The 15,947-nt window shown below is 71.6% G+C and carries 10 protein-coding genes; 6 read left to right on the top strand and 4 right to left on the bottom strand.

Annotated features, from left to right (window positions below):
- Positions 1-136: 136 nt before the first annotated feature.
- Both N4G63_RS12025 and acmB read left to right on the top strand, forming a co-directional pair.
- Complete coding sequence (locus tag N4G63_RS12025; protein ID WP_260788646.1) at positions 137-1,765, top strand: flavin-containing monooxygenase; 1,629 nt, start codon at positions 137-139, stop codon at positions 1,763-1,765.
- Between the two features lie 38 nt (positions 1,766-1,803).
- Entirely contained in the window at positions 1,804-3,009 is a 1,206-nt protein-coding gene (acmB, locus tag N4G63_RS12020; protein ID WP_260788645.1) for a methyl acetate hydrolase AcmB, read from the top strand.
- A gap of 12 nt (positions 3,010-3,021) precedes the next feature.
- Here acmB and N4G63_RS12015 read toward each other — a convergent pair whose 3' ends face one another.
- Both N4G63_RS12015 and N4G63_RS12010 read right to left on the bottom strand, forming a co-directional pair.
- Complete coding sequence (locus N4G63_RS12015; RefSeq protein ID WP_260788644.1) at positions 3,022-5,736, bottom strand: PAS domain-containing hybrid sensor histidine kinase/response regulator; 2,715 nt, start codon at positions 5,734-5,736, stop codon at positions 3,022-3,024.
- Between the two features lie 60 nt (positions 5,737-5,796).
- Positions 5,797-6,915: an ABC transporter ATP-binding protein gene (locus tag N4G63_RS12010; protein WP_260788643.1), complete on the bottom strand. Its 1,119-nt coding sequence runs from the start codon at positions 6,913-6,915 to the stop codon at positions 5,797-5,799.
- A 68-nt stretch (positions 6,916-6,983) separates the two neighbouring features.
- On the opposite strand from N4G63_RS12010, the gene N4G63_RS12005 reads away from it, so the two are divergent.
- Positions 6,984-8,666, top strand: a complete 1,683-nt coding sequence (locus N4G63_RS12005; protein WP_260788642.1) for an ABC transporter permease — start codon at positions 6,984-6,986, stop codon at positions 8,664-8,666.
- On the opposite strand, the gene N4G63_RS12000 is transcribed toward N4G63_RS12005, so the two are convergent.
- Both N4G63_RS12000 and N4G63_RS11995 read right to left on the bottom strand, forming a co-directional pair.
- Complete coding sequence (locus N4G63_RS12000) at positions 8,657-9,703, bottom strand: extracellular solute-binding protein (protein WP_260788641.1); 1,047 nt, start codon at positions 9,701-9,703, stop codon at positions 8,657-8,659. The two genes, N4G63_RS12005 and N4G63_RS12000, sit on opposite strands and share 10 nt — an antisense overlap.
- Positions 9,704-9,841: 138 nt before the next feature.
- Entirely contained in the window at positions 9,842-11,257 is a 1,416-nt protein-coding gene (locus N4G63_RS11995) for a vanadium-dependent haloperoxidase (protein ID WP_260788640.1), read from the bottom strand.
- A 204-nt stretch (positions 11,258-11,461) separates the two neighbouring features.
- On the opposite strand from N4G63_RS11995, the gene N4G63_RS11990 reads away from it, so the two are divergent.
- From N4G63_RS11990 to nirB, 3 genes are all read left to right on the top strand, one after another.
- The gene (locus tag N4G63_RS11990) at positions 11,462-11,992 is read left to right on the top strand and encodes a GNAT family N-acetyltransferase (RefSeq protein ID WP_314599712.1); all 531 of its coding nucleotides are present in this window, start codon (positions 11,462-11,464) and stop codon (positions 11,990-11,992) included.
- A gap of 13 nt (positions 11,993-12,005) precedes the next feature.
- Complete coding sequence (locus N4G63_RS11985; RefSeq protein WP_260788639.1) at positions 12,006-12,998, top strand: hotdog domain-containing protein; 993 nt, start codon at positions 12,006-12,008, stop codon at positions 12,996-12,998.
- 394 nt (positions 12,999-13,392) lie between these two features.
- A complete protein-coding gene (nirB, locus tag N4G63_RS11980) occupies positions 13,393-15,933 on the top strand; it encodes a nitrite reductase large subunit NirB (protein WP_260788638.1) in 2,541 nt (846 codons plus the stop codon).
- The last annotated feature ends 14 nt before the right edge of the window (positions 15,934-15,947 follow it).

Below are 15,947 nucleotides of genomic sequence, written 5' to 3'. Positions count from 1 at the left end.
CAGGCCGCGCGCGCCGGATCGTTCAACGAACTGTTCCCTTTCTTCAAGACCGCACCGGGGGGCGCCGCCTACCGTGCGAACCGAGCGCCGCAACCGGCATTGCGGTGCCGCTGTCCTGAAGCCTAGGAGACTGTCGATGAACACCCCGAACCCATCCCCCGCCCCGGCCAGCCGGCGGCTCGACGCGCTGATCATCGGTGCCGGCGTGGCCGGCCTGTACCAGCTGCACCAGCTGCGCGCCCAGGGCCTGAACGTGCGCGCCTACGACAACGCCGCCGACGTGGGCGGCACCTGGCACTGGAACCGCTACCCCGGCGCCAAGTTCGACAGCGAGAGCTACATCTACCAGTACCTGTTCTCCGAAGACCTGTACAAGGGCTGGAGCTGGAGCGCGCGCTTTCCCGAGCAGCCCGAGATCGAGCGCTGGATGCACTACGTGGCCGACACGCTCGACCTGCGCCGCGACATCCAGTTCAACACCACCATCACCGCCGCGCACTTCAACGAGCACAGCGGCCGCTGGACGGTGCACACCGATGGCGGCGAGGTCATCGACACGCAGTTCCTGGTCACCTGCGGCGGCATGCTGTCGGCACCGATGGAGCGGGTGTTTGAAGGGCAGGAGAGCTTCCAGGGCCCGATCTTCCACACCTCGCGCTGGCCGAAGCAGAAGGTCGATCTGGCCGGCAAGCGGGTGGGCGTGGTGGGCATCGGGGCCACCGGCATCCAGGTCATCCAGACCATCGCCAGCCAGGTGGGGCAGCTCAAGGTCTTCATCCGCACGCCGCAGTACGTGCTGCCGATGAAGAACCCGCAGTACAGCGCCGACGACGTGGCCGCGTACAAGGCGCGTTTCGAGGAACTGAAGGCCACGCTGCCCAACACCTTCACCGGCTTCGAGTACGACTTCAGCGTGGCCTGGGCCGACTGCACGCCGGCGCAGCGCCGGGCACGGCTGGAGGAGATCCACGCCAACGGCTCGCTCAAGCTGTGGCTGGCCTCGTTTGGCGAGATGTTCTTCGACGAGGCGGTCAATGCCGAGGTGTCGGAGTTCGTGCGCGGCAAGATGCGCGCGCGGCTCGAAGACCCGCGCCTGTGCGAGCTGCTGATCCCCGGCGACTACGGCTTCGGCACCCACCGCGTGCCGCTGGAAAGCCGCTACCTCGAGGTGTACCACCGCGCCAATGTCGAGGCGGTGAGCGTCAAGCACAACGCCATCGCGCGCGTCGTGCCGCAAGGCATCGAGCTGGCCGACGGCACGGTGCACGAACTCGACGTGATCATCCTGGCCACCGGTTTTGACGCCGGCACCGGCGCGCTCACGCGCATCGACATCCGCGGCCGTGGCGGGCGCTCGCTGAAGGCCGACTGGGGCCGCGACATCCGCACCACCATGGGCCTGCAGGTGCACGGCTACCCCAACCTGTTCACCACCGCCGTGCCGCTGGCGCCCTCGGCCGCGCTGTGCAACATGACCACCTGCCTGCAGCAGCAGACCGAGTGGATCAGCGCCTGCATCGCCCACATGCGCGCCCATGGCAAGCGCCTGATCGAGCCCACCCGCGCCGCCGAAGACGCCTGGGTGGCGCACCACGACGAGACGGCCAATGCCACGCTGATCTCCAAGACCAACTCCTGGTACCTGGGTTCCAACGTGCCGGGCAAGCCGCGGCGCGTGCTGTCGTACACCGGCGGCGTGGGCACCTACCGCCAGAAGTGCGCCGAGGTGGCCGCCGCGGGCTACCCCGGCTTCGAGATGCAGTGAGCACCACCCGCATGGACACCCACCCAGGAGTTGCCGACATGAACACCCGTTTCCAGCAAGCCGCCGACCAGATCCTGCAGGGCGTGGTCAGCGCCAGTCCGGGCGTGCCCGGCGTCGTGGCCATGGTCACCGACCGCGAGCGCAACCTCTACGAAGGCGTGGCCGGCGTGCGCCGCAGCGACGGCCGCACGCCGATGGCGCTGGACGACGCCTTTGCGCTGTTTTCCACCACCAAGGCCATCACCGCCACCGCGGCGCTGCAGCTGATGGAGGAGGACCGGCTCGACCTCGATGCGCCGGCCAGCCGCTACGCGCCCGACATCGCCCGGCTGCAGGTCATCGAGGGCTTCGACGAGCGCGGCGAGCCCGTGCTGCGCGCGCCGCGCAGCGTGCCCACCACGCGCCAGCTGCTCACCCACACCGGTGGTTTCGGCTACGACTTCTTCAATGCCACCTACCTGCGCCTGGCCGAACAAAAGGGCCAGCCCAGCGTCATCACCTGCAGCAAGGCGGCGCTGATGACCCCGCTGCTGTTCGACCCCGGCACGCAGTGGACCTACGGCACCAACATCGACTGGGTGGGCCAGGTGGTGGAGGGCATCACCGGCCGGCGGCTGGGCGAGGTGCTGCAAAGCCGCATCTTTGATCCGCTCGGCATGCGCGACATGAGCTTCGCGCTGAACGACAGGCTGCGCGCGCGCCTGGCCGGCATGCATGCGCGCCATGCCGACGGCTCGCTCACGGCCATGGACTTCGAGCTGCCCTCGCCACCCGAGGTCGACATGGGCGGCCACGGCCTGTACGGCACGGTGGGCGACTACATGCGCTTCATCCGCATGTGGCTCAACGACGGCCGCGGCGAGCTGGGCCAGGTGCTCAAGGCCGACACCGTGCGCCTGGCCGAGCAGAACCACCTGGCCAAGGTGAACGCGGCGCTGAAGGTCACGCTGCTGCCGGGCGTGATCCCGTCGCTGTCCAACGATGCCGAGTTCTTTCCGGGCCAGCGCAAGTCGTGGTCGCTGCCGTTCATGATCAACGACGAGACGGCGCCCACCGGCCGGCCCGCCGGTGCGCTGGGCTGGGCCGGCCTGGCCAACCTGTTTTACTGGATCGACCGGCGCAACGGCGTGGGCGGCTTCTGGGCCACGCAGATCCTGCCCTTTGCCGATGCGGCCTCGTTCACCGGCTACATGGCGCTGGAGACGGCGGTCTACGAGCACCGGGTGTACGCCCGGCGCAGCTGAGCCCGCCTCGGCTCAGCCGCCTGCGGCCGCCGCCGGCGCCACGGCGCGGGTCAGGGCCTCGACCAGGCGCGCCGGCTCCAGCGGCTTGTGCAGCACCGCGTCGAAGCCGGCGCGCAGGCAGTCGTCGCGCGGCTGCTCGCCGGCATCGGCGGTCACCGCCAGCAGCGGCGTGGCGCGGTGGCCGGGCAGGGCGCGGATGTGGCGTGCCGCCTCGGCACCGCCCAGCGTGGGCATGTGCAGGTCCATCAGGATCGCGGCATAGGCGCGCTGGGCGCACAGCGCCACGGCCTGGGCGCCGTCCTCGGCAATGTCGAAGGCCAGGCCCATGTCGGCCAGCAGGTCGGCCATGAAGCGGCGGCTGAGCGGGTCGTCCTCCACCACCAGCAGCGGGCGGCCGGCCAGCAGCCGGCGCAGCTGCGCCTCGGCGCCGCGCGCCTGCTGCAGGTCGGGCTGGGCCACGGCCGGCTGGCCGCTGCCCAGCGGCGGCAGGCCCAGGCGCACGCTCAGCCTGAAGCGGCTGCCGACGCCGGGCCGGCTGCTCACGGTCAGGCTGCCGCCCATCATCTCGGCCAGGTGGCGGGTGATCACCAGGCCCAGGCCGGTGCCGCCGTAGCGCCGGGTCACCGAGCTGTCGGCCTGGCCAAAGGGCTTGAAGATGCGCGCCAGCTGCGTCTCGTCCATGCCGATGCCGCTGTCGCTGACCTCGAACACCAGCTCGCAGCCCTGGGCATCCATCTCGCGCAGCAGGCCCAGCAGGCTCACGCGGCCCTGCTCGGTGAACTTGATGGCGTTGGACAGCAGGTTGATCAGCGCCTGCGCCAGGCGGCCGCTGTCGCCCACCAGCGTGGGCGGGATCGCGCCCAGGTCGATGCCCAGGCGCAGGCCCTTGGCGGCGGCCAGCGGCATGGCCACCGCGCTGACCAGGGCCTCCAGCTCGTCGGCCAGAAACGGCCGCTGCTCGAGCTGCATGCCGCCGGCCTCGATCTTGGACAGGTCGAGCACGTCGTTGATCACCTGCAGCAGGTGGCGCCCGGCACCTTCCAGCTGCGCCAGGCGCTGCTGCTGGGCCGGCGCAATGCCCGAGTGGCGCACCAGGTAGGCCATGCCCAGGATGCCGTTGAGCGGGGTGCGGATCTCGTGGCTCATGTTGGCCAGGAAGGCGCTCTTGGCGCGGTTGGCCGATTCGGCCGCGTCGCGGGCCAGCGCCAGGTCGCGGGTGCGCTCGGCCACGGTGTGCTCCAGGTCGTCCTTCTGGGCCTGCAGCGAGCGCTGGGCGTCCTTCAGTGCCGACACGTCGGCCAGCATGCTGACGAAGATCTGGCGCTCGTCGGTCTGCACCAGGTTGGCCGAGAACAGCGCATCGAGCGCATGGCCGTCGGCGTGGCGCAGCCGCGCCTGCACGGCGCTCACGCGGCCTTCGCGCATCAGCGTGTCCAGGGCCTGGCTGCGCTGGCGCGGGTCGAGCCACAGCTGCAGCTCGCCGCCGCTGCGGCCCACGATCTGGTCGCGGCGGTAGCCCAGCAGGCTCAGCCAGGCGTCGTTGATGTCGAGAAAGCGGCCATCGGGCAGGGCGTTGATGGCCATGCCCACCAGGCCGGTCTCGAACACCGAGGTGAACTTGGAGTTCGACTCGCGCAGCGCGGTGATCGCCTGCTCTCGCGCGGTGACCTCCTCCACGCACAGGATCAGGCCGCCCACCGTGCCGTCGGGCCCGCGCCAGGGCGAGGCGCTCCAGTCGAACAGGCGCGGCGCCTCGTCGTCGAACTGCAGCGGTTCGGATTCGCCCGACACCGTCTCGCCGGCCATCACCCGCTGGTGCGCGCCCAGGCACTGGCGCGGCAGCTGCACCCGCCGGTGGCTGCCGATGCGGTGGCCGGCCAGCGGCTGCTCGGCGCCCAGCATGCGGCGCTGCCAGGCGCTGCTGGCGACGATGTAGCGCAGCTCGTGGTCGAGCATGGCGATCGCCATCGGCGCCTGCGCCACCAGGGTCTCGAGCTGTTGCTCGCTGGCGCGCAGGCGCTGCACCAGCGCGCGCTGCAGGGCCTCGCTGGCGCTCAGCGAGCCGATCACCCGGCTGGCCATCACGAACACCAGCGTGAAGATCAGCGTGACATGGCTCACCGCCAGCGTGGCCAGCAGCAGCGCCTCGTGGCCGCTGCGCTGGCGCAGCAGCGCGGCGCCGCTGGCCGCCGGGGCGTCCGCGCCCAGCAGGCGCAGGCCATGGCCGATGCCGGCGGCCGCCACCACCAGGCCGATGACGCGCCAGCACCAGGGGTTGGCATCGGCGCTGGCGACGCGGCCGAACAGCAGGCCCAGCGCATGCAGCGCCAGCAGGATGTAGACCGCCGACACGCCGCGCACGCGCGCATTGAAGTCGGGCTCGACCAGCGTGAAGTACAGGCACAGCGCCAGCGTGGCCGCGGTGGCCAGCTGCTCGACCCGGCGCTGCGGCGCCTGGCCCAGCGCCTCGCGCAGCCCGCGCAGCAGGCGCGCCGTGCCCAGCACGCCCAGGCCATTGGCCAGCACGATGGTCAGCGCATCGGGCATCAGGCCGCGCAGCGCCACCAGCGCAAAGCCCAACGCGCCGATGGCCGAGCCCAGCTGCCACGAGCGCACGCCCGGTGCGCCGGGCTTGAGCCGGTGCACCAGGTGCATGGCCAGCGCCAGCAGCAGCGCGGTGAGCATGGCGATCAGGTACAGCAGGCGGATGTCCAGCGCTTGGGGCATGGCTCATTCTGGCCTGGGTGCCTGGCCGGGGCCGGGTGGCGGCGCCGCGGCCTCAGCCGCTCAGCCCGGCTTGGCGCCGGGGCCGCCGGGGCCGCAGCCGCGGCTGGGCTTGTCGAAGGTGACCACATGGTCGACCTGCGGGCGCACGCCGATCCACTCGCCCACCGGGTGGTCGTGGTGCGAGGGCACCAGGGCCAGCAGCGGCTCGCCATTGGCCAGGCGCAACGTGTACAGGTACTCGGCACCGCGAAAGGCCTTGCGCTCGATGCGCGCCATCATCGGGCTGTCGTCGTCGTGCACCACGTCGTCGGCGCGCAGCAGCACCTCGCACTCGTGGTCGGCGACACCCTGCGCTGGCGGCTGGTCGGCGATGTCCTTGAGCACGCCCAGCGCGGTCTCCACCCGGTAGCCGCCGCCATGCGCCACGATGCGTGCCGGCGCGAACACGCCATGGCCGATGAACTGCGCCACGAAGCGGCTGGTCGGCCGGTGATACAGCGCATAGGCGCTGTCCCACTGCTCGAGGCGGCCGTGGTTCATCACGCCGATCAGGTCGCCCAGCGCAAAGGCCTCGAGCTGGTCGTGGGTGACCACCAGCGCGGTGGTGCCGTGCTGCTTGAGGATGGCACGCACCTCGTGCGCCAGGCGCTCGCGCAGGTCGACATCCAGGCTGGAGAAGGGCTCGTCCAGCAGCAGCAGCCGTGGTGCCGGTGCCAGCGCCCGGGCCAGGGCGATGCGCTGCTGCTGGCCGCCCGACAGCTGGTGCGGCATGCGCGCGCCGGCCTGCGCCAGATCCACCAGCGCCAGCATCTGCTGCACCCGCTCGCGGCGCTGCGCGCGCGGCAGCGCATGCAGGCCATAGGCGATGTTGTCGGCCACGCTGAGGTGCGGAAACAGCGCGTAGTCCTGGAACACCAGGCCCACCTGGCGCTGCTCGGGCGGCACATGCAGGCCGCTGTCGGCATCGGCCAGCACCTGGCCACCAAGGCGCACCTGGCCCTGCGTGGCCTGTTCCAGCCCGCACACGGCGCGCAGCAGCGAGGTCTTGCCGCAGCCCGAGGGGCCCAGCAGCACGCCGATCTGGCCGGCCGCGAGGTTCAGCGATACCGACGACACGGCCTCGTGGCGGCCCGGGCCGCTGCCGTAGTGCACGCTCACGCCGTCGAGGTGAAGGGACATGCTCCTATGATATCGACGCCCTCTTGACCCAGAATGCTTCGCGTTCGTTCTCACACTCTCGATCCCGCATGCGCAGGCTGCTGACCTTGTTGTGCCTGCTGCTGGCCCTGCCGGTGCTGACCGTGCTGGCCGCCTGGCTGAGCTTTGACGCCGCGGCGCTGGCCGTGCTGCGCCACCAGGCCGAAACGGTGCTGCCGGGCTATGTGGCGCAGTCGCTGGGCCTGGCGGCCGGCGTGGCGCTGGGGGTGGTGCTGCTGGGCGTGGCCAGTGCCGTGGCGGTGGCGATGTTTGCCTTTCCGGGGCGGGCGCTGTTCGAGTGGGCCCTGCTGCTGCCGCTGGCCATGCCGGGCTATGTGCTGGCCTATGCCTACACCGATGCGCTGCAGTTCAGCGGCCCGCTGCAGGTGGCGCTGCGCGCGGCCTTCGGCTGGCAGGGCGCGCTGTGGCCCGATGTGCGCAGCCTGTGGGGCGCGGTGCTGCTGTTCGTGCTGTGCCTGTACCCCTACGTGTACCTGCTCACCCGCGCCGCGCTGGCCGAGGCCGCCGCCCAGCCGCTGGAGGCCGCGCGCCTGCTCGGTGCCGGCCTGGTGCGGCGCATCCGCGATGTGGCGCTGCCGCTGGTGCGCCCGGCCATCGTGGCCGGCACCGCCCTGGCGCTGATGGAGACCCTGGCCGACTACGGCGTGGGCTCGTACTTCGGCCTGTCCACCTTCACCACCGGCATCTACCGCGCCTGGCTGTCGATGAACGACGCCACCGCGGCCGCCCAGCTGGCCTCGATGCTGCTGGTGGCGGTGGCCCTGCTGCTGGCGGCCGAGCGCCAGGCGCAGTCGCGCATGCGCTTTGCGGGCAGCCGGCACGGCCAGTCGGCCGCGGGCGAGCTGCGTGCCATCACGCTGCCCGGCGCGGCGCGCTGGGCGCTCACGTTCGGCTGCGCGCTGCCGGTGCTGCTGGGCTTCGTGCTGCCCACCGCCTGGCTGTGCGTGATGCTGTGGCGCGAAGCCATGGGCAACCTGGCCGGTCTGCCGCTGGCGCGTTTTGCGCAGTGGGCCTGGTCGAGCTTCCAGCTGGCGGCCATGGCGGCGGCCATGGCCACGCTGCTGGCGCTGGCGGTGGGCTTTGCGCTGCGCCTGCCGCGGCGCGGCCCGGCCGAGGGTGGCGGCCGCCTGTTCAGGCTGGGCGTGCGGGTGCTGCAGCTGGGCTATGCGGTGCCGGGCGCGGTGGTGGCGCTGGGCATCCTGCTGCCGGTGGCCTGGCTGCAGGCGCACTGGCCGGCGTCGGGCATTGCGGCGCTGTTCACCGGCACGCTGGCCGGCCTGCTGTTTGCCTACCTGGTGCGCTTTTCGGCGGTGGCGCTGCAGAGCGTGGAGTCGGGCTACACCCGGCTGCCGCGTTCGATGGACGAGACCTCGCGCGTCTTGGGGGCCGGGCGCCTGCGGCTGTTCTTCGGCGTGCACCTGCCGCTGCTGTCGCGCTCGGCCTGGACGGCGGCGCTGCTGGTGTTCGTCGACACCATGAAGGAGCTGCCCGCCACGCTGCTGCTGCGGCCCTTCGGCAGCGACACGCTGGCCGTGGTGGGCTACAACCTGGCGCGCGACGAGCGTCTGGCCGAGGCTGCGCTGCCATCGCTGGCCATCGTGGCAGTGGGCCTGCTGCCGGTGGTGCTGCTGTCGCGCACCATCGGCCGGCGCCGGGCCGAGGCCCGGGCGCCGGCGGTGCCGGCCACGCGGCCGGCGGCGGCTTACTTGTAGCCCACGCGGTCCAGCATCTGCTGCACGCGGGCCTGGTTGGCGCCCACCGCGGCCACCGGCACGGCTTCCTGCTTGAAGCTGCCCAGCGCCTCGAGCGCCGGGTTGGCCGGCTTGACGCTGCGCACCACCGGCCACTCGTTGTTGCCGTTGGCGAAGTAGCCCTGCGCCTCGTCGCTGGCCAGGTACTCGAGGAACTGCGCCGCGGCCACGCGGTTCTTGGCATGGGCGGCCACCGCGCCACCGGCCACGTTGACATGCGTGCCGGCGCCCTGCTGGTCGGGGAACACCACGCCGATCTTCTGCACCACCTCGCGGTCTTCGGGCTTGTCCGAGCGCATCAGGCGGGCCAGGTAGTAGCTGTTGGTCAGCGCCACCTGGCATTCGCCGGTAGCCACGGCCTTGATCTGGTCGGTGTCGCCGCCCTTGGGCGCGCGCGCCATGTTGGCCACCAGGCCGCGCAGCCAGGCCTCGGTCTTCTCGGGGCCGACATGCTCGAGCACCGAGCCGAACAGCGACAGGTTGTACGGGTGCGAGCCCGAGCGGGTGCACACCCGGCCCTTGTTCTTGGGCTCGCCCAGCTCGGCGTAGGTGTCGACCTCGTCGGCCTTGACCGTGGCCTTGTTGTAGACCACCACGCGGGCGCGGGTCGAGAAGCCGAACCACGACGGGCCCTGGCCGTTGTCCTTGCCGCGCAGCGTGGCCGGGATGCGGGCCTCGAGCACGGCCGACTTCACCGGCGCGAACAGGCCTTCGGACTCGGCCTTCCACAGCCGCGCCGCGTCGACCAGCAGCACCGCGTCGGCCGGACTCGAGGCGCCCTCGTTCTTCAGCCGCGTGAGGATGCCGGCATCGTCACCGTCGATGCGGTTGATGCGGATGCCGGTGGCCTTGGTGAAGTTGGCGTACAGCGCCTCGTCGGTCTGGTAGTGGCGCGCGCTGTAGAGGTTGAGCACCTTGTCCTGGGCCTGGGCACCCAGGCTGGCAAGGGCCAGCACCACGGCGGCCAGGGTGGAGGGCTTGAACGGGGGGCAGGGCATGTGCAGGGCTCCGGGATGAAACAACCGACCGGGTCGGCGGGCAGCCCGCATCATAATAAGAATCATTCTTGACGCGTTACGGCTGCCCCAAAGCCCGCCTTCAAGTCGCCCGGCGCGCGCGACCTGGCGGCCGCGGCCTCAGTAGCTGCCGCGAAACAGCGCCGCGGCCTTGGCCGCCACCGTCTGGCCCACGCGCTTGCCCAGGCTGCGGCCGCCCAGGTCGGAGCGCGACCAGTGGATGCCGCACATGCGCCGCGATTGGCCGGCCGCATCGGCGGCCTCGCTGAGGCTGTTCCACTGGAAGCTGATGTCGGCCAGCGGCAGGCCCGGATCGGTGCGGAACGAGCCGGCCTTGACCGTAACCGCCAGCCGCGCCAGATCGCTGCCGCGCACCGCCGCCATGGCCGTGGCACAGGCGGCGCTGAAGCAGCTGTGGCCCGAGACGAAGTCGGGGAAGGGCGGCGTGCGGTTGACCGGCCGCTGCCAGGGCACCCAGTGCTCGCCCAGGATCTGGCGCACGCCCTGGCCCGGCCCGGCCCAGGCGCGGATGGCCTGGCCGCGGAAGAAGTATGGAATCGCCGTGGCCGGGCGCACCTGGTCGAAGGTGCGCTTGGCATCCCAGGCGGCGATGCTGGCATCCAGCCCGGCCTGGGCGGTGGTGAACAGCAGCTTCACGTCGTCGGCCAGCGAATTGCCGTCGAGCGCCGACACCGTCTCGGCCATCTGCAGCCACATGCCCGGCGGCGTCACGCTGCCCGGGTTGGCGGCCCAGAAGTCGCACAGCGCCTTGGCGCGGTCGTCGAGGCTGGCGCTGAACTCGATCACCTCCAGCATCTCGGCCTGGGTGGGCGCGGCGGGCGACAGCGCGGGCCGGTAGACCGAGCCCGAGGCCAGCGCGAACGGCCGCACCCGGCCCCAGTGCGGCGTGAGGAAGCGCTGCACCACCAGCTGGCCGGCGGCATTGGGCAGGCGCAGCGGCTGCCAGCGGCTGATGTCGGTGATCAGGTCGGGCGTGTTCACCGGCGCATAGCCGGTCCAGTCGCTGTAGGCGCCGGGCGCCAGGTCGCCGCGCTGGTTGGCGCCGTCGTTGTTGCGCGACTCGATCACGCGGTAGGCCGACTGGCGGCCCACGTTGCCGGCGTTCCAGCCGCCCACCGACAGCCAGGCATCGGCGATCTGCGTCTGCAGCAGCACCTCGAACAGCGGCGTCTGGGTGGGAAACAGCTCCACCAGCACGCCATGCGCCGCATGGCCGATGGCCACCCGGCGGTTGATGTCGTTCCACTCGAGGATCAGGCGCTTGGACAGGTTCTTCTGCGTGAAGGCCGCGCGCAGGTCGTAGTGCGCCCAGGCGTTGTAGATGGCCTCGTGCACCATGGCCAGCGCGCGTGCGGCGTGGGTGACGGGCATCACCGTGTTCATCACCGCCTGCAGCATCACGCGGTTCCACAGGATCGCGGCCGATGGCTGGCGCAGCGTGGCATGGGCCTGACCGGTGCCGATCAGGCTGGCCCCGGCCAGGGCCGAGCGGGATAGGAATTGACGACGTTGCATGGCGATGGCTTTGCAGGCGGAGGGATGGGGATGCGACGGGAAACGTTTGTCACCGATTGACGCAGTTTCATGCCCGAGCGGGAACCCCGCGATCCAAGGCACGGGCCTGCTTCAGGGCCCACCTGTGGCCCGGGGCCAACGCCTGGGCGCGGCCCGGCGCGCGCCTTGCCGTGCCGGCAGCGCTCGGCCATCATCGGCCGCAGCATGCAGATCCAACACCGCCTCGCTCGGGCCGGCGACTTTGCCGCCGTGGCGCAGATGCTCGAGCTGTACCAGCATGAGCTGTCCGACATCTGGGACCAGGACCTCGATGCCGAGGGCCGCTACGGTTATGCGCTCGACCGCCACCGCCGTGCCGAGCACTGGTTTGCCCATGTCGGCCTGGCCGACGGGCGCTACGCGGCCTGCGCCCTGGTGTCGCCGGCCGCGGTCACGCGGCGCAGCGGCTGCTGGATGGAGCAGTTCTTCGTGCTCAAGAAATACCGCCGCCTGGGCCTCGGCGCGGCACTGGCCGGCCAGGTGATCGCCAGCCACCCGGGGCCGTGGGAGATCGGCCAGATGCCGCGCAACCTGCCGGCCCAGGCCTTCTGGCGCCGCACGCTCGGCCGGCTGTGCGGTGCCGGCGGCTTTGCCGAGACCCAGGTCACGCAGGGCGCCTGGAAGGGCGTGGTGCAGGCCTTCGACTGGCCACCGGCCGGCCCGCCCGACAATGCGGCGATGCCGACACGCGCCTGACGCAACCCACCCCGTGAGCAGCACCCTCGACGAGATCAACCGCCGCTACGTCGGCCAGGCGCCGCACATGCGCAAGATCGGCCTGCAGGCCACCGAGGTGGGCCCGGCCCGCGGCTGCATGCAGCTGCCCGACCGGCCGGCCTGGCTGGGCGACCCCGCGCGCCAGGTGCTGCACTCGGGGCCGCTCACGGTGCTGGCCGATTCGACCTGCGGCCTGGCCGTGGGCGCGGCGATGCGCGAGCGCGCGCCCTATGCCACGCTGGACCTGCGCATGGACTACCTGCGCCCGGCCACGCCCGGCCATGCCCTGCTGTGCGAGGCGCACTGCTTCCGGCTCACGCGACATGTGGCCTTTGTGCGCGGCGAGGTCTGGCAGGCCGATCGTGCGCAGCCGCTGGCCGCCGTGCAGGCCTCGTTCATGCTGTCCACGCCGGCCGGCACCCGGCGCGCCCACGAGCCCATGGTGCGTGCCGACGCCGCGGGCGCCGGCCTGCCGCCCGATCTGGCGCCCTGGCTGCCACCGGCCCACAGCCAGCCGGTGCTGCCGGGCGTGGTGATTGCGTATGCCGAGTTTCTGGGCCTGCGCGAATCGCCTGCCCCGCAGGCGACCGGCGGCACCGCCGAGCCCCAGCTCTACCGCCTGCCGTTCCAGGACATGCTGATCGGCAACCCGCGCCTGCCCGCCCTGCACGGCGGCGTGGTGGCGGCCTTTGCCGAGAGCGCGGCCACGCTGCAGCTGATCCACACGATGGGCGGTGCCCGGCTGCCGAAGTCGATCGATTTTTCGATCGACTACCTGCGCGCCGGCCGGCCCGAGGAAACCTTTGCCAGCTGCGAGATCGTGCGCCTGGGCGCGCGCGTGGCCCTGGTGCAGGTGCGCTGCTGGCAAAAGAACCCCGCGCTGCCGATCGCCGTGGCGCGGGTGCACTTTCTGCTGTCCGAGCCGGTTGGGGCCAATGAGGCCGCTGAGCCCGCCGATCCGGCCGGGCCCGACACACCGGCCTGAGCCCGCGGCCTGAGCCCGCCGCCGGGCCGGCCGAGGCACACCGACAGTGCATGGCCGCGGCGCCGGGCCACCCGTCTGGTGCATGGCCGCCATGTTCAGGGGCGCCGGCCGGGCCAATCGGCCGCCTGCGGGTGGCACGACGCTTGCTGTTCTGACGCATCGACCCAGCCGGCAACTCCCGCCCCGCCGCCGGCCGGCCGCTCGTAGACCAGCCTCCACTGCCGATGGTGGAGACAGGCCGGTGCCCTCAGGCGCTGCCGTTGCGCAGCCCTCGCCGACCGCTGCCCCCACCCCCCGTCCGCTTGCTGGCGCATGCCCAAGGCCTGCGCCGCCTTGCCCTCAAGGCAGGGCGGTGGCCCGGCATGGCGCGGCAGTCCTTCCGGAGAGATCCATCATGAAGATCGTCGTTGTTGGCCATGGCATGGTTGGCCACAAGTTCCTCGAAGCCCTGGCCGAGAGCGGGCTGCAGGGCGCCGAGGTCACGGTGCTGTGCGAGGAGCCGCGCGCGGCCTACGACCGGGTGCACCTGTCGGAGTTTTTTGCCGGCAAGAGCGCGGCCGACCTGTCGCTGGTGGAACCCGGCTTCTTCGAGCGCACCGGCTTCAGCCTGCGCCTGAAGGCGCGGGCGGTGGCCGTCGAGCGCCGCGACAAGACCATTACCACCGCCGACGGCGAGGTGCTGGCCTACGACAAGCTGGTGCTGGCCACCGGCAGCTACCCCTTCGTGCCCCCGGTGCCGGGGCGCGAGCGCGAGCATGTCTTCGTCTACCGCAGCATCGAAGACCTCGAGGCCATGCAGGCCCGCGGCGCCAACAGCCGCAGCGGCGTGGTGGTGGGCGGCGGCCTGCTGGGCCTGGAATGCGCCAAGGCGCTGCGCGACATGGGCCTGCAGGCGCATGTGGTGGAGTTTGCGCCGCGCCTGATGGCGGTGCAGATCGACGACGCCGGCGGCAAGGTGCTGCGCAGCAAGATCGAGGCGCTGGGCGTGCAGGCCCATCTCAACCGCAACACCACCGAGATCACCGACGGCGCCACCGCCCACCACCGCATGGTGTTTGCCGACGGCACCTGGCTCGAGACCGACATGATCGTGTTCTCGGCCGGCATCCGCCCGCGCGACGAACTGGCGCGCCAGTGCGCGCTGGCCGTGGGCCCGCGCGGCGGCGTGGTCATCGACAACCACTGCCTCACCGCCGACCGCGACGTCTACGCCATCGGCGAGTGCGCGGCCTGGAACGACCAGACCTTCGGCCTGGTGGCGCCCGGCTACGACATGGCCCGCGTGGCCGCACGCCACATCGCGGGCGAGGCGGCGGCCAGCTTCACCGGCGCCGACATGAGCACCAAGCTCAAGCTGATGGGCGTGGACGTGGCCTCGATCGGCGACGCCCATGGCAAGACCGCCGGCGCGCGCAGCTTCAGCTACACCGACGAGCTGCGCCTGATCTACAAGAAGATCGTCACCAGCGCCGACGGCAAGCTGCTGCTGGGCGCGGTGCTGGTGGGCGATGCGGCCGAGTACGGCACGCTGCTGCAGATGGCGCTCAACGGCATTGCGCTGCCGGCCGACCCGGAGTTTCTGATCCTGCCCAGCAGCGAGGGCCAGGCCAAGCCCGGCCTGGGCGTGGACGCGCTGCCCGACTCGGCGCAAATTTGCTCGTGCAACAGCGTCAGCAAGGCGCAGATCTGCGCCGCGGTGGGCGAGGGCGCCACCACCATCGGCGCCATCAAGGCCTGCACCAAGGCCGGCGCCACCTGCGGCGGCTGCGTGCCCCTGGTCACCCAGGTGATGAAGGCCGAGATGGCCAAGCGCGGCCTGGCGGTGAACAACCATGTCTGCGAGCACTTTCCGCATTCGCGCCAGGAGCTGTACCACCTGGTGCGCGTGGGCCAGATCAAGAGCTGGGACGCGCTGCTGCACAAGCACGGCCGCGGCCTGGGCTGCGATGTGTGCAAGCCCGCGGCGGCCAGCATCCTGGCCAGCTGCTGGAACGACTTCGTGCTGCAGCCCGAGCTGGCCCGACTGCAGGACAGCAACGACTACTTCCTGGGCAACATCCAGAAGGACGGCAGCTACTCGGTGGTGCCGCGCATGCCGGGCGGCGAGGTCACGCCCGACGGCCTGATCGCGGTGGGCACCATCGCCAAGAAGTACGGCCTGTACACCAAGGTCACCGGTGGCGCGCGGGTCGACATGTTCGGCGCCCGCGTCGAGCAGCTGCCGCTGATCTGGGAAGAACTGATCGCCGCCGGCTTCGAGAGCGGCCACGCGTATGGCAAGAGCCTGCGCACCGTCAAGAGCTGCGTCGGCAGCACCTGGTGCCGCTATGGCGTGGACGACTCGGTGGGCCTGGCCGTGACGCTGGAGAACCGCTACAAGGGCCTGCGCGCGCCGCACAAGATCAAGTTCGGTGTCTCGGGCTGCACACGCGAATGCGCCGAGGCCCAGGGCAAGGACGTGGGCGTGATCGCCACCGAGAAGGGCTGGAATCTCTACGTCTGCGGCAACGGCGGCATGAAGCCGCGCCATGCCGAGCTGATCGCCAGCGACCTGAGCCGCGAGCGCCTGATCCAGCTGATCGACCGCTTCCTGATGTTCTACGTGCGCACCGCCGACCGGCTGCAGCGCACCAGCACCTGGCGCGACAACCTCGAAGGCGGGCTCGACTACCTGCGCGACGTGGTGGTCAACGACAGCCTGGGCCTGGGCGCCGAGCTCGAGGCGCAGATGGCCCATGTGGTGGCCACCTACCAGTGCGAGTGGAAGACCGCCGTCACCACGCCCGCGGTGCGCCAGCGCTTCCGCAGCTTCGTCAACAGCGAGGCGGCCGACGAGCACATCGTGTTCGTCAAGGAGCGCGGCCAGATCCGCCCGGCGCGCGAGACCGAGCGCGAGGCCGCGGCGCTGAGCCCGGCCGATGCGCCGGCCATCTGAGCGCCCGCCCACCC

This window comes from Aquabacterium sp. OR-4 (genome assembly GCF_025290835.2).
Classification (GTDB): Bacteria; Pseudomonadota; Gammaproteobacteria; order Burkholderiales; family Burkholderiaceae_C; genus Pseudaquabacterium.
Note: the sequence above shows the minus strand (reverse complement) of the source record. Positions and strands in the feature narration are given on the sequence as shown.

Excerpts from the sequence above, each read along its gene's own strand:
- N4G63_RS12015 (WP_260788644.1), bottom strand. The coding sequence starts at position 5,736 with ATGCCCCAAGCGCTGGACATCCGCCTGCTGTACCTGATCGCCATGCTC.
- N4G63_RS12010 (WP_260788643.1), bottom strand. The coding sequence starts at position 6,915 with ATGTCCCTTCACCTCGACGGCGTGAGCGTGCACTACGGCAGCGGCCCG.
- N4G63_RS12025 (WP_260788646.1), top strand. The coding sequence starts at position 137 with ATGAACACCCCGAACCCATCCCCCGCCCCGGCCAGCCGGCGGCTCGAC.
- N4G63_RS11995 (WP_260788640.1), bottom strand. The coding sequence starts at position 11,257 with ATGCAACGTCGTCAATTCCTATCCCGCTCGGCCCTGGCCGGGGCCAGC.
- nirB (WP_260788638.1), top strand. The coding sequence starts at position 13,393 with ATGAAGATCGTCGTTGTTGGCCATGGCATGGTTGGCCACAAGTTCCTC.
- acmB (WP_260788645.1), top strand. The coding sequence starts at position 1,804 with ATGAACACCCGTTTCCAGCAAGCCGCCGACCAGATCCTGCAGGGCGTG.
- N4G63_RS12000 (WP_260788641.1), bottom strand. The coding sequence starts at position 9,703 with ATGCCCTGCCCCCCGTTCAAGCCCTCCACCCTGGCCGCCGTGGTGCTG.
- N4G63_RS11990 (WP_314599712.1), top strand. The coding sequence starts at position 11,462 with ATGCAGATCCAACACCGCCTCGCTCGGGCCGGCGACTTTGCCGCCGTG.
- N4G63_RS12005 (WP_260788642.1), top strand. The coding sequence starts at position 6,984 with ATGCGCAGGCTGCTGACCTTGTTGTGCCTGCTGCTGGCCCTGCCGGTG.